The following is a 12,710-nucleotide window of genomic DNA, read 5'->3' as shown; positions in this document are numbered from 1 at the left end:
CAGGCCGCCGTGCCGAGTGTCCCAAGCCCTCACAGGGCCCACACCCCGTCCTCGCAACCCCGTGACGCGGTTGCCGCATTCCAGAGACCCGTTCCTGATAGCTGACGGACCGTCAGATCGGCGCTACCGTAAAGTCCATGGAGACCTTCCCGAAGATCATCTCGGTGGACGACCACACGGTGGAGCCCCCCAACGTCTGGCGGGACCGGCTCCCGTCGCGGTACCGGGACCGGGGGCCGCGCATCGTCCGCGCCCCCCTCAAGGAAATGACCTTCCTGGGCGGCAAGTTCGCCCCCGTCATGGGCAGCCCCGGGGACGACGGCCCGATCGGCGACTGGTGGGTCTACGAGGACCTGCACCGGCCGCTCACCCGTCTCGACACCGCCGTCGGATACGACAGGGACGAGATCAAGCTCGAAGTCATCACGTACGAGCAGATGCGCCCGGGGTCGTACGACGTCCCGCAGCGCCTGGCCGACATGGACGTCAACCACGTCCAGTCCGCCCTCTGTTTCCCCACCTTCCCCCGCTTCTGCGGTCAGACCTTCACGGAGGCCAAGGACCGTGAACTGGGGCTCCTCTCGGTGCGCGCCTACAACGACTGGATGGTCGAGGAGTGGTGCGGCCCCGATGCCCGGGGCCGGCTGATACCGCTCACCCTCATACCGCTGTGGGACGCGGAACTCGCCGCGCGGGAGGTGCGGCGCAACGCCTCCCGCGGGGTACGGGCCGTCGCGTTCTCCGAGATACCTCCGCACCTCGGACTCCCGTCCGTCCATACGGACGAATGGGATCCGCTCCTCGCCGCGTGCGACGAGACCGGCACCGTCATCGCCATGCACATCGGGTCGAGCAGCCGGATGCCCTCCACCTCCGCCGACGCCCCGCCGGCCGTCGGCTCCACCATCACCTTCGCCAACTGCTGCTTCTCGATGGTCGACTGGCTGATGAGCGGCAAGTTCGAGCGCTTCCCGAACCTCAAGGTCATGTACGCGGAGGGCCAGATCGGCTGGATCCCCTACATCCTCGAACGCGCGGACGTCGTGTGGGAGGAGAACCGTGGCTGGGGCGGCGTCGCCGACAAGGTCCACCGCCCGCCGTCCGAACTCTTCACCGAGCACGTCTACGGCTGCTTCTTCGACGACGCCTTCGGGTTGAAGAACCTCGACGCGATCGGCGTGGGGAATGTGCTGTACGAGACCGACTACCCCCACTCCGACTCCACTTGGCCCGAGTCCAGGGAGGTCGGCGAGGCGCAGATGGGCCACCTGGACGCGGACGTCGTCGACCGGATCGTCCGGCGCAACGCGATCGAGCTGCTGGGCCTGACCGAGGACGGTTTGTGGGCGGGACCGGGGGGTGCCCGTTGAGTACCCGCCTTTCCTTTGGGATGCAGTTGCCCGTCCAGTCGCAGAGCGCTCTTTTCGCGGAGGCGTGGGAGGCGGACGCGGGTCCCGGCGACCTCGTCGAGATCGCCCGCACCGCCGACCGCTCCGGCTTCGACTACCTCGCGAGCTGCGACCACGTCGCGATACCCCGGCGGCTCGCCGCCGCCATGAGCACGGTCTGGTACGACCCCGTCGCCACGCTCGGCTTCCTGGCCTCGGTCACCGAGCGCGTACGGCTGTTGAGCCACGTCGCGGTCGTCGGGCTGCGGCACCCGCTGCTCACCGCCAAGCAGTACGCGACCCTCGACCACCTGAGCGGAGGGCGCCTGATCCTCGGGGTCGGCGCCGGACACGTACAGGAGGAGTTCGAGGTGCTGGGCGTGGACTTCGAGCGGCGCGGGGCCGTACTCGACGAGTGCGTCGACGCCTTGCGGGCCGCACTCGGGCCCGATGAATTCCCTTCCCACCACGGCAAGTTGTACGACTTCGAAGGACTCGGGCAGCGGCCCCGGCCCACGCAGGAACGGGTGCCCGTCTGGGTGGGCGGCTCCTCGCCCGCCGCCGTCCGGCGGGCCGCGGTCAAGGGGGACGGGTGGCTGCCGCAGGGGGATCCGCGGGAGCGGCTGCCCGAGCAGATCGCCCGGATCCGCCGGCTGAGAGAGGAGGCGGGGGTCGTCGAGCCCCTCACCGTCGGCGCCATCACCGAACCGCTGTACGTGGGGGAGCCGGGGTGGACCGTGGGGCGCCGCACCCTCACCGGGGCCCCCGAATCGCTCGCCGAGTCGCTGCGCGCGTACCGGGCGATGGGGGTGCACCAGATCCAGGTACGGTTCCGCAGCCGGAGCCGCACCGAACTCACCGACCAGATGGCCGCGTTCGGCGCCGAGGTCGCTCCGCTGTTGTAGGTGCTTGTCGTAGGCGCTGTTGCGGGCACGGTTACAGGCGCTGTCGCGGGCCCTCGGGACACAGCTGTCTGACAGCCAGACAGTTCATTCTTGAAACTTCGAACAAAACCCGCCCGTGCCGCGTATGTAAGGACGTCATGGCTACGGCGGAAGGACACGCGCAGTGCGATCCCCCCGGCACGTCCGAACCCCCATGCACGGCTCACAGCACGGCTCGCAGCACAGTTCCGCACATATCCCCGAGCACGTTTCCGAGCTCATAGACACCACCGCTCAGCCCGTCGGCACCATCCTTCCCCCTCTTCCCATGGGTCCCTCCCGCAAGCTGACCGTCGCGCTCGCCCGTGCCGACGGTGACGGCGACTGGCCGTACGAGGACTGGCCGGTGCCGGACGACCCGTACGTGAGCCGGGTGCTGTCCGTGTCCCCGCCCTACCGCGCCCTCCGGGAAAGCCCGTTGGAGGGCGCGGCGGACGTCGTCGTCCTCCGGTGCCAGGATCCGTCGGCCGACTTCGCGGAGCTGTTGAAGGCCAGGGGTGCGATGAGCGCCCCGGTGGTCGTCGTCAGCCCCGTGCGGGACACCGAGACGGTGGTCGAGGTGTTCCAGGGCGGTGCGGGCTACCTGGTCGACGGCGACTACTGCACCACCATGCTGTCCGCGGCGGCCGTCGCCGCCGTGGTCGGCCACACCTACCTCTCGCCCACCGCGTGCAACGCCCTGCGGGAGGCCGCCGGGCGGATGCCGGCCGGCGGGGAGGAGACCGAGCGGCTGCGCGCCACGCTCTCGCCCCGGGAGCGGGAGATCATGGAACTGCTCTCGACCGGCATCGGCGCCCAGGAGATCGGGCTGCACTTACGGCTGAGCGAGAAGACCGTCCGCAACAACCTCAGCAACATCTACGCCAAGCTGGACGCCCGGGGGAGTACGGAAGCGGTCCTGAAGTGGCTGGGGGCGGCGCTCTCAATTCGCGTATGAGAACGAGTCGTTCGGTGTGGCAACGAGCTGTTCGTGCGTCGGTAACGAGCCCCCGTGTATCCGTACGTGTATCCGTACCGGGGGCTCGATCCCGTTTTCACGTGCTTGCCGTCTTCACCCTCCTGTCGGCGCCGCTATGACTGTGCGATCTCTGAAAGCGGGATTTCGACGTCGGTGACGTTCGCGCCGCCTTCACCGAATCCGGGTTCGGTGCGAACGCTGTTCCCGCTGTTGATGATTCCGTCGGCCTCTGGTGTGCCGCACTGCACATTGCGTAGCCAGAGGCGGCCGTCAGGCGCTCCGCTGGCCAGAAGCTGCGGGTAGAAGACGTGAACGGTGGCGCTTCCCTCACTGGGGGAGAAGAACACCTTCTGGCCGTCCTGGGCCTCTTTGTAGGTGGCCCGCAGGAATCCGCTCACGTCGGTGCGTTTGTGGGACCACATGAAGAAGGCGATGTTGTCCGCCTTCACTGTGTCGCTTCTGCTGAAGGAGAAAGTGGAGGTGGTGTCGTCGCGTTTGATGTTGATTTCCGTGGTGTTGAACTTGGCGCCGATCTCGAAGAACGAGTTTCCGAGCTTCGCTCCGCCGTCCACGGTGAATCCGTCTTCCAGTTGGATGACCCTGGTCACGGCCGCTGATCCGCTGAATGTCTTCGTCGCGGTGGAGGTGACTCCGCAGTTGTCGGTCACACTGGTGACCCGCTCGTTGGGGCCGAGACTGTTGGGCTTGTTCTGGACGTCGACGAACTCGCAGTTCTCCAGTTTGTCCGAGTCCGTACGGCAGTCCGCGGCCACCTCGTCGGGGGTTGCGGCGCCCGCGCTGTACATCAGCGGGACGGCGAGCCCGAGGGCGGCGACCGGCGCCAGGAAGAGAACGATGCGCTTCTTCTTGCTCCGGTGGCTTGCGCCACGGCCGGTGCGTGTCATGGTGTTTCTCCTGTACGGGGAGTAAGGGGGAAGACTTCCGAGACTTCCGGGGAGGGTGCGAGGTCCCGGTCCCGGCTCAGCAGTCGGTGAGCACGGCCTTGGAGACGCCGTCCGCGAGGCCGGGCGCACCCGCGGCCCCCGGCTGGATGACTGGGCCCTCGATGACGTCCGGTGCCACGAAGTTCTGCTCGGGGCTGGCGGGCAGGACGGTGGTCTGCTCGACGGCGTCGATACGAACCCGCCATTCGCCGGTCATGCGCTGCATCTTCGGCGTGAACGTCACGTGCATGACCTTGCCGACGGGGACTTCGCGCTGTTCCGACTCCTTGGCGGTGGCCGTCCTGATGGTCAGGTCCAGCGTGCTCTTGTGCTTCAGCCAGGATCCGCTCAGGAATCCGAAGAGGCCGCCGCCGGCGCCCTGCTGGGTCTCGGTGTACTTTCCCTCGCCCTGACCGATCGCCTGCGAGAACTCGGTGGTCACCTTGGACGGTTCGGTGGCGTTCGGCTCGCAGTTCGGGAAGTCGACCGTGACCTTCTCCGTGGGTCCGTCGAAGGTCTCGAACTTCGTCTCGACGAAATCGCAGTTGTCGGACGAGAAACCATCGGTGGAGGAGCCCCCGAAATCCTCCACCGACCGTTGTTCACCGTTGACCACCCTGGCCCTTTCGCACATCTGCATGATCTGCTCGGGCGTCTTGTCGTCGGCGGCGTTCGCCGACGGAAGCAGCACGGCGGCGACGGCCGCACCGGTGGTGATGGAGGCCCCGATCGCGACGTACCGGACCTTCTTGTTCTTGAAGCGCCTCTTGGCGGCCATGCTCAGCTCTCCTTGGGGGTTCCTTTGCCTTTTGATTGAGGAGTATTGGGGTCTCGCGGGAGGGGCCGACAGAGTCAAATATCCCTACTCGTCGGTTACTTGAGATCGCAGATGCAAGCATCCGCGCTTGGTCTGACGCATCGTCAGATACGGAGGTACGCTGACCTTGGCCAATGCACCGCGAAGGGAGTCCACATGGGCAAGCTCGACGGACGTGTCGTCCTCGTCACAGGCGCCGCACGCGGCCAGGGGGAGCAGGAGGCCCGGCTGTTCAGGGAGGAGGGGGCCGACGTCGTGGTCGCCGACGTCCTCGACGGTCAGGGTGAGACCTTCGCCAAGGAGATCGGTGCGCTCTATGTCCACCTCGATGTGAGCCGGGAGGACGACTGGGCGGCAGCACTGGCCGCCGCGAAGGAGGCGTACGGGAAGGTCGACGGGCTGGTCAACAACGCGGGCATCCTTCGGTTCAACGCCCTGGTCGACACGCCCCTCGACGAGTTCATGCAGGTCGTGCAGGTGAACCAGGTCGGCGTCTTCCTCGGCATCAAGACCCTGGCCCCCGAGATCGAGGCGGCCGGCGGCGGCACCATCGTCAACACCGCCTCGTACACCGGGGTCACCGGCATGGCGTACGTCGGCGCGTACAGCGCGACCAAGCACGCGATCGTCGGCCTCACGCGCGTGGCCGCGCTGGAGCTGGCCCCCAAGGGGATCCGCGTCAACGCCGTCTGTCCCGGCGCGATAGACACGGCCATGAGCAACCCGGCCCTGCTCGACCCGGCGGCGGACGCCGAGGCGTCCTCGGCCGGCGTCGAGCGGCTGTACCGCAAGCTCGTGCCGCTGGGCCGGATAGGCAGGCCCGAGGAGGTGGCGCGACTGGCGCTCTTCCTCTCCTCGGCGGACTCCTCGTACATCACCGGGCAGCCGTTCGTGATCGACGGGGGGTGGCTGGCGGGGGTGGGCGCCATGTGACCCCGCGAGGGCGCCGCCCTCATGATGTGACGCTCCATCAGCTATTGACGCCTCGCGGGCGCGGTGCAACAGTCGGCGGCAGGCGGATCTGACGGTGCGTCAGGTTCGACGAGGTGACGGACAGGGGACGGTGAACCTCCTTGGAATTCGGGCTCTTTGTACAGGGATACGTGGGCAAGCGGGCCGAGACCGATCCGCTCGCGGAGCACAAGGCGCTGATGGAGGAGACCGAGTACGTCATCCAGGCGGACGCGTCCGGCTTCAAGTACGCCTGGGCGTCCGAGCACCACTTCCTGGAGGAGTACTCGCACCTCTCCGCGAACGACGTCTTCCTCGGCTACCTGGCGCACGCGACCGAGCGGATCCACCTGGGGTCGGGCATCTTCAACCCGCTCGCCCAGGTCAACCACCCCGTGAAGGTCGCCGAGAAGGTCGCCATGCTCGACCATCTCACCGAGAACCGCTTCGAGTTCGGCAGCGGACGCGGGGCCGGGTCGCACGAGATCCTCGGCTTCCTCCCCGGCATCACCGACATGAACTACACGAAGGAGATCTGGGAGGAGACCATCGCCGAGTTCCCGAAGATGTGGCTCCAGGAGGAGTACGTCGGGTTCAAGGGCAAGCACTGGCAGCTCCCGCCGAGGAAGATCCTGCCGAAGCCGTACGGGAAGTCGCACCCCGCCATGTGGTACGCGGCCGGGTCGCCGCCCTCGTACGCCATGGCCGCCCGCAAGGGCCTCGGAGTGCTCGGCTTCAGCGTGCAGAAGGTCTCCGACATGGAGTGGGTGCTTGAGCAGTACAAGACGGCCGTCGTCGAGGCGGAGCCGATCGGGGACTTCGTCAACGACAACGTGATGGTGACGACGACCGCGATCTGCGCGCCCACGCACGAGGAGGCGATCCGGATCGCCGTGGGCGGCGGGCTGCACTATCTGCCGTCGCTGGTGTTCCGGTACCACGACACGTTCCCTCGGCCCGAGGGGTTCCCCGTGTGGCCGGAGACGCTGCCCGAGTACAACGAGGAGTTCATCGAACTGCTCATCGCCGAGGAGCTGTTGATCTGCGGGGACCCGGCGGAGGTGCTCACGCATTGCAAGCGGTGGGAGCAGGCCGGGGCCGATCAGTTGTCGTTCGGGTTGCCGGTCGGGGTGCCCAAGGAGGACACGCTTCAGACGATCAGGCTGATCGGGGAGCACGTGATTCCGAAGATCGATACCGACCCCGTCCACCGGACCAGTCGTTTCCGGCAGGCCGTGTGAGGGGTTCGTTTTCGGGTGCGGGTTCGTTGTGGCTGGTCGCGCCCACGCGGTGGAGCGCAAATCGACACAGCCCCGCGCCCCTGGGTAAGTGAGCCCCGCCGTAAGCCAGAAGGCTCAGGGAGAGAAGGGTTTCGTCGTGCTTGACCATCTGATCAAAGGCGTGACCGTCATCGATGGGTCGGGTGGGCCCGCCTTTGTCGCCGACGTGGGGATACGGGACGGGCGGATCGCCGTGATCGGCCAGGTCTCCGAGGAGGCGCGTACGAGTGAGGACGCGGCCGGGCTCGTACTCGCGCCCGGGTTCGTGGACCCCCACACCCACTACGACGCGCAGCTCTTCTGGGATCCGTACGCCACGCCCTCCCTCAACCATGGGGTGACGACGGTGGCCGGTGGCAACTGCGGTTTCACGCTTGCCCCGTTGAATCCGGCGCGGCCCGAAGACGCCGACTACACGCGGCGGATGATGTCCAAGGTCGAGGGGATGTCGCTGGTCGCGCTTGAGGAAGGGGCGCCGTGGAGCTGGCATTCCTTCGGGGAGTATCTCGATGCCCTGGAGGGGCGGATCGCGGTCAACGCGGGCTTCATGGTGGGGCATTGCGCGCTCAGGCGGTATGTGATGGGGCCGGAGGCCGTGGGCGGGCAGCCGACCGGGGAGCAGCTCGCGCAGATGCTCACGCTCTTCCACGAGGCGATGGAGGCCGGCGCCTGGGGGCTCTCCACCACGCAGTCGTCCACCCACTCCGACGGGGACGGGAAGCCCGTCGCCTCACGGCACGCGAAGCCCGCCGAACTGCTCGCGCTCTCCCAGGCGGTGGGCGACCACGAGGGCACGCAGATCGAGGCGATCGTGGCGGGCTGTCTCGACCAGTTCAGCGACGACGAGATCGACCTGTTCGTGGAGATGAGCGCGGCGGCGGGCCGTCCGCTGAACTGGAACGTCCTGACGATCGACTCGTCCGTCCCCGAGCGCGTACCGCGTCAGCTCGCGGCAAGTGAGCGGGCCCGTAAGGCCGGTGGGCGGATCGTGGCGCTGACGATGCCGATCCTCACGCCGATGAACATGTCGCTGGGGACCTTCTGCGCGCTGAACCTGATCCCCGGGTGGGGCGAGGTGCTCGGCCTCCCCGTACCCGAGCGGATCGCGAAACTCCGGGACCCGGTGGTCCGTTCCGAGATGCTGCGGCGGGCCGACTCCAAGGAGGCCGGTGTCTTCCGACGCCTCGCCGACTTCGGGCGGTACGTCATCGGGGACACGTACAGCGCGGAGAACGAGGGTCTGACGGGCCGGGTCGTACGGGACATCGCGGCCGAGCGCGGCGAGGAACCCTTCCAGTGCATCATCGAGATCTGCGCCAACGACCGTATGCGTACGGTGCTTTGGCCGATGCCGACGGACAACGACCCGGACTCGTGGACCCTGCGCCAGGAGACGTGGCGGCACGAGGACGTGCTGCTCGGCGGCTCGGACGCGGGTGCCCATCTGGACCGGATGTGCGGGGCGCCGTACACGACCCGGTTCATCGGGGACTGTGTACGGGGCCGGAAACTGGTGACGTTGGAACAGGCCGTGAAGATGCTCACGGACGATCCGGCGCGGCTCTTCGGACTGCGTGAGCGCGGACGGATCGAGGAGGGCTTCCACGCGGACCTCGTGCTCTTCGACCCGGAGCGGATCGACGCCGGCAAGGCCACCCTGGTGCACGACCTGCCGGGAGACAGCCCGCGCCTCGACTCGAAGGCGATCGGAATAACGGCCGTATGGGTCAACGGAGTCGAGGCGATACGGGGCGATGTGGTGTCGGGGGCCGTACCCGGCAAGGTGCTGCGGTCGGGCCGGGACACGCGAACGGTGAGCACGAAGTGACGCGACGACGGCGGTGGCGGCGGTGGCGGCGGGTGTTGGGGGCCAAGTGACGGACGGGCAGCGGCTGTTCATCGGCGGCTCGTGGGTTGAGCCGGACGGCGGGCACTACGAGGTGATCGACCCGGCGACCGAGGGTGTCGTCGGGCTGGCTCCGGAGGCCTCGCGGGATCAGGTGCACGCGGCGGCAGCCGCGGCCCGCGAGGCCTTCCGGTCGTGGTCGGGCACGGCACCCGAGGAGCGGGCCACCGTCCTCCACCGGGCGGCCTCGGAGATCCGGCGCAACCTCGTCCCGTACGCGGAACTGGCCCAGGCCGAGACCGGGGCGACGACCGGCACCGCGCGCGGGATGCAGGTGGGCGTCGGGGCGGCCCGTTTCCAGCGGTACGCGCGCGTGGAGCCCGTCGAGGAGCCGCTGGTCCCGCAGATCAACGAGGCGGGGCCGTTCGGCAGGGCGGCGGTGATGGGCGCCCTGGCCGTGCGCCAGCCGGTGGGTGTGGTCACGTGCATCACCTCGTACAACAACCCCTGGGCGAACCCGGCCGGCAAGATCGCCCCGGCGCTCGCGATGGGCAACACGGTCGTCGTGAAGCCCGCCCCGCAGGACCCGCTGTCCGTGTACCGGATGGCTCAGGCGCTGGAGGCGGCGGGTGTGCCGCCGGGGGTCGTGAACGTCGTCAGCGGCTCGCGCGCGGAGGTCGGTGAGGCGGCCGTCGACTCGGACGACGTCGACATGGTGAGTTTCACCGGCTCGACAGCCGTCGGGCGGCGTATCGCCGAGGTGTGCGGGCGCGGTATGAAACGGCAGTTGATGGAGCTGGGCGGGAAGGGCGCGGCGGTCGTCTTCGAGGACGCGGACCTGGAGTCGGCGGTCCGCGGCATCGGGACCACCTTCTCCTTCTACAGCGGCCAGATCTGCACGGCCCCGACGAGGGTGCTCGCGCAGCGTCCGGTCTACGACCGACTGGTGTCCCAACTGGCGTCCTACATCGGCTACTTGAAGGTGGGCGACCCGCGGGCGGAGGACACGGTCGTCGGCCCGGTGATCTCCGCCGCGCACCGGGACCGGATCGAGTCGTACGTCGAACTGGGCCGCAAGGAGGGCGCACGGGTGGTCGCGGGCGGTGAACGGCCGCCGTCCGACCGGGGTTTCTACGTCGCCCCGACCCTCCTCGCCGACTGCACGCCCGACATGCGGGTGGTCCGCGAGGAGATCTTCGGCCCGGTCGTCGTGGTCCTCCCCTTCGACGACGAGGAGGAGGCGGTCGAACTCGCCAACGACAGCGACTACGGCCTCATCGACTACGTCTGGTCCGGCGACGTGTCCCGTGCCTTCCGCGTGGCCCGGCGGCTACGAGCGGGCGGCGTCGGCGTCAACACGGTGGGCCGGAACATGGAGGCCCCGTTCGGCGGCTTCAAGCGGAGCGGGGTGGGGCGGGACGTGGGGTCGTATGCGCTGCATGCGTACTCGGAACTGCAGTCGATCGTGTGGCCGGGCTGACGGCGGGGCGTCTGGTGAAGGACGAAGGGCAGCGGGCGGGCGTGCCCCCGACCCGCTTACTCCCCGATGCCTCCGCTCAGGCCGAACCTGCCTCCACCCGGTACACGACTTTCCCGTCGAACTCGGCGAAGCCGAGGGATCGGTAGAAGGCCCGCGCGTCCGGGTTGACGCGGTCCGTCATCCACTCGACCCGGCTGCACCCAGGGCGCGCGGCAGCGATGGCGCGCAGTTCGTCCATGAGGCGTGCGCCGACGCCCTGCCGACGGAGCGTGTCGCGGACGTACAGCTCCTTGAGGAAGAGGGAGTGGGTGGACCCCGCCGAGGGCCACAGGAACGAGTACGCGGCGAGCCCGACGATGTCCCCGGCCTCGTCCTCGACCAGCAGGGCGGAGGCGAGCGGTGGCGAGCCGAAGAGGGCTTCCTCGACCTGCGCCTGGCGCTCGTCGAATGGCTGGATGTCGGCGTCGTCCGTTCCGTAGAACCGCTCGATCTCCTCGATGAGTTCGGCCAGTCCCCGGACATCGCTCTTCTCGACGGGCCGGATCGTCACGGTCATTGTCGTGCAACTCCTGTCGTTTGCGCGGTCGTTCATGGTGGCTACTGGGCCCCGGTGGCAGCAGCGCCCAGCTCCCAGCCGTGCCGCTGAAGAGAACCCTGGACGTGCCGGATGAGATACGCCAGATCCGCGCAGTACACGGATGGATTCCGATACCCACGTGCCACGCTGAAACGATGCGGCAGGTAACCGCCGCCGCACACCGCCACGAGCGGACAGCGCTGGCATTCCTCAGCCAGGGCGGCCGTCCCGGACACCTGCCGGTGCAAGAGCTTGGGGTGATGGACCGCCGCGTCGAAGGAGTCACTGAAGACGTCGAGCCCGAGCCAGGACTCGCCCTCCTCCACTGAACGCAGCGTGTCCACGCCCTCGACGGAACCGTCGGACTCGATCACGACGCTGGCGGGCGGCGCGAGCCCGAGGGTTTCCACCGCGCCGCGCGCGCCGGAGCTGAGCGCCACGATGTCCTCCAGCATGCGCACGCTGTGCTGGTACTGAGGCCGGGCAAGCCAGGCGTCGTAGACGCGGCTCATCCACACCCCGTACTCCGGGACGGCGGGATCATTCCGATCCGGCGGCGCATCGTGAGTCCCGTGCGGCAGCCCGAAGTCGATGATCGGCGGCGCGAACGACGCCAGGTAGTCGTGCACCTCCACGGGATCATTCGCCAAGTCCACCACGGCGAGCAGTCCCGCGAACAGCCGCGGGCGAGACCGCAGCAACTCGATGCCCCGCACCGCCGAGGCCGCGCTCGACCGGGAGGTGTGGGTGAGCCGGTGGCGGTCGTTGGCGGTGGGTGGCCCGTCGAGGCTGACGCCCACCGTTACCTCGTACTGCTCGAAGAGGTCGAGCCACGTCTCCGACACGAGGGTCCCGTTGGTCTGCAGCTCGAAGCGGACCTCGACGTCGGACGGGATGCCGTCCTTGAGTACGCGGAGAAGCTCCCCCAGGTGCCGGGGTCCGGCGAGCAGCGGCTCGCCACCGTGCAGCACGACGTGGACGATCCGCAGCCCGTACGTCGCCACGTGCTCGGCGATCCTCCGAGCCGCCGCCCGAGCCACGTCCACACTCATCCGCGCCGGCAGGCTCTGCCACGCCTGGTCCTTGGAGTTGAAGACATAGCAGTAGTCGCAGTCGATGTTGCACCGATTGGCGACCTTGAGGATGAAGGTATGGAACGGCGTACCAGGAGGCGTGGACGTCATCAAGCAGCAGCGACTACAGCGGCCACGGCCAGATCAGCGAGGCGGCGTGGGGGCCGTCCGCGACGCTGTTCGAGGCAGCCCGCTCGGCCGCCAAGCGACGCTGCACGCGGGCGGCGATACGGTCCAGGACCTCCGGATTGGGCGCGGCTTCCGCGCTGTCCAGGCCAGAGGCCGAAGGGGAAGGAACAGTCGTGCTGGGCGGCATTCAACGCTCCTCGTGATGTGCGCACCGACCATCGAAGCGTCGAAATCGGTGCTGTACAAAGGAAGTTGGCGTGACTGATCAGCTGGCACCGTAGCAGTCCAACAGCGCATCCCGGGATACCGAAACTGGCCACGTG

12 protein-coding genes are annotated in these 12,710 nt (G+C 68.3%); 7 read left to right on the top strand and 5 right to left on the bottom strand.

Annotated elements, in window-relative coordinates; genetic code table 11:
- Positions 1-137: 137 nt before the first annotated feature.
- The 3 genes from OHA11_RS19125 to OHA11_RS19115 all read left to right on the top strand — a co-directional run bounded on the left by OHA11_RS19125 (position 138) and on the right by OHA11_RS19115 (position 3,269).
- Positions 138-1,370, top strand: coding sequence for an amidohydrolase family protein (locus OHA11_RS19125; RefSeq protein ID WP_266497905.1), 1,233 nt, complete (start codon positions 138-140; stop codon positions 1,368-1,370).
- 20 nt (positions 1,371-1,390) lie between these two features.
- The gene (locus OHA11_RS19120) at positions 1,391-2,293 is read left to right on the top strand and encodes an LLM class F420-dependent oxidoreductase (RefSeq protein ID WP_266507288.1); all 903 of its coding nucleotides are present in this window, start codon (positions 1,391-1,393) and stop codon (positions 2,291-2,293) included.
- 307 nt (positions 2,294-2,600) lie between these two features.
- Positions 2,601-3,269, top strand: a complete 669-nt coding sequence (locus OHA11_RS19115; protein ID WP_266497904.1) for a LuxR C-terminal-related transcriptional regulator — start codon at positions 2,601-2,603, stop codon at positions 3,267-3,269.
- 134 nt (positions 3,270-3,403) lie between these two features.
- Here the strand turns inward: OHA11_RS19115 and OHA11_RS19110 are convergent, their stop codons facing one another.
- Both OHA11_RS19110 and OHA11_RS19105 read right to left on the bottom strand, forming a co-directional pair.
- On the bottom strand, positions 3,404-4,195 hold the full coding sequence (locus OHA11_RS19110) for a hypothetical protein (RefSeq protein WP_266497902.1): 792 nt from the start codon (positions 4,193-4,195) through the stop codon (positions 3,404-3,406).
- Positions 4,196-4,271: 76 nt separating this feature from the next.
- Entirely contained in the window at positions 4,272-5,012 is a 741-nt protein-coding gene (locus OHA11_RS19105) for a hypothetical protein (protein ID WP_266497899.1), read from the bottom strand.
- Positions 5,013-5,207: 195 nt separating this feature from the next.
- Between OHA11_RS19105 and OHA11_RS19100 the strand changes: the two genes are divergently transcribed.
- The 4 genes from OHA11_RS19100 (at position 5,208) to OHA11_RS19085 (ending at position 10,608) form a co-directional block, all read left to right on the top strand.
- Positions 5,208-5,984: an SDR family NAD(P)-dependent oxidoreductase gene (locus OHA11_RS19100; protein ID WP_266497897.1), complete on the top strand. Its 777-nt coding sequence runs from the start codon at positions 5,208-5,210 to the stop codon at positions 5,982-5,984.
- 140 nt (positions 5,985-6,124) lie between these two features.
- Positions 6,125-7,243 (top strand): LLM class flavin-dependent oxidoreductase, encoded by a 1,119-nt coding sequence (locus OHA11_RS19095; RefSeq protein WP_266497896.1) that lies wholly within the window; start codon positions 6,125-6,127, stop codon positions 7,241-7,243.
- 136 nt (positions 7,244-7,379) lie between these two features.
- A complete protein-coding gene (locus OHA11_RS19090) occupies positions 7,380-9,110 on the top strand; it encodes an amidohydrolase family protein (RefSeq protein ID WP_266497893.1) in 1,731 nt (576 codons plus the stop codon).
- Positions 9,111-9,156: 46 nt separating this feature from the next.
- Positions 9,157-10,608 (top strand): aldehyde dehydrogenase family protein, encoded by a 1,452-nt coding sequence (locus OHA11_RS19085; protein ID WP_266497890.1) that lies wholly within the window; start codon positions 9,157-9,159, stop codon positions 10,606-10,608.
- 76 nt (positions 10,609-10,684) lie between these two features.
- On the opposite strand, the gene haaN is transcribed toward OHA11_RS19085, so the two are convergent.
- From haaN to haaA, 3 genes are read right to left on the bottom strand one after another with little or no spacing between them, the layout of a single operon-like run.
- Positions 10,685-11,164: a cyclophane-containing RiPP N-acetyltransferase HaaN gene (gene haaN, locus OHA11_RS19080; RefSeq protein ID WP_266497888.1), complete on the bottom strand. Its 480-nt coding sequence runs from the start codon at positions 11,162-11,164 to the stop codon at positions 10,685-10,687.
- Positions 11,165-11,205: 41 nt separating this feature from the next.
- On the bottom strand, positions 11,206-12,369 hold the full coding sequence (locus OHA11_RS19075; RefSeq protein ID WP_266497885.1) for an FxsB family cyclophane-forming radical SAM/SPASM peptide maturase: 1,164 nt from the start codon (positions 12,367-12,369) through the stop codon (positions 11,206-11,208).
- A gap of 13 nt (positions 12,370-12,382) precedes the next feature.
- Positions 12,383-12,574, bottom strand: a complete 192-nt coding sequence (haaA, locus tag OHA11_RS19070; protein WP_266497883.1) for a HaaA family cyclophane-containing RiPP peptide — start codon at positions 12,572-12,574, stop codon at positions 12,383-12,385.
- Positions 12,575-12,710: the final 136 nt, after the last annotated feature.

It is taken from the genome of Streptomyces sp. NBC_00878, assembly GCF_026341515.1.
GTDB lineage: Bacteria > Actinomycetota > Actinomycetes > Streptomycetales > Streptomycetaceae > Streptomyces.
This window is presented reverse-complemented; position numbering and strand designations above follow the sequence as displayed.